Origin of the sequence: Streptomyces niphimycinicus, from assembly GCF_018883605.1 — a bacterium.
Lineage (GTDB): Bacteria > Actinomycetota > Actinomycetes > Streptomycetales > Streptomycetaceae > Streptomyces > Streptomyces niphimycinicus.
This window is the reverse complement of the sequence record NZ_JAHLEM010000374.1, coordinates 1-548: the sequence shown is the minus strand read 5'-3', so window position 1 is coordinate 548 and position 548 is coordinate 1. Positions and strand designations below refer to the sequence as shown.

Annotated in this window: 1 protein-coding gene; it reads left to right on the top strand. The window is 72.8% G+C overall.

The genetic code is table 11. The features are described 5' to 3' along the window. Window positions 1–548 (top strand): acyltransferase domain-containing protein (locus tag KN815_RS29505; RefSeq protein ID WP_216344929.1); only part of this gene is annotated, 548 nt, incomplete at both ends.

Sequence of the window (548 nt, the reverse complement as noted above, 5' to 3'; positions counted from 1 at the left end):
ATGGGCGGCACCAATGTGCACATGGTGCTGGAGCAGGCACCCCTCGAAGACCCGGCCGCCGAGCGGCCGATGGACCTCGATGTGGTGCCCTGGGTGCTCTCGGCCCGCGGTGAGGCGGCGCTGCGGGCCCAGGCGGAGCGGCTGCGGTCGTATGTGGCGGCGCGGCCGGAGCTGGATCCGGTGGATGTGGGCCACTCACTGGCGCTGAGCCGGTCCGCCTTCGGCCACCGTGCGGCGGTCACCGGCCGCGACCGGGCGGAGCTGCTGAACGGCCTCGACGAACTGGCCGCGGGCGTTATCCCGGGCACGGTGGCGGGCCGCGGTGGGACGGCGTTCCTGTTCACCGGACAAGGCGCCCAGCGGCTGGGCATGGGACGTGAACTGTACGCGGCGTTCCCGGTGTTCGCGGCGGCGTTCGACGCGGTGTGCGCGGAGCTGGACCGTCATCTGGAGGGTTCGGTGCGGGAGGTGGTCTTCGGCGGGGATGCGGAGGCGCTGGACCGGACCGTGTTCACCCAGACCGGGCTGTTCGCTGTGGAGGTGGCGCT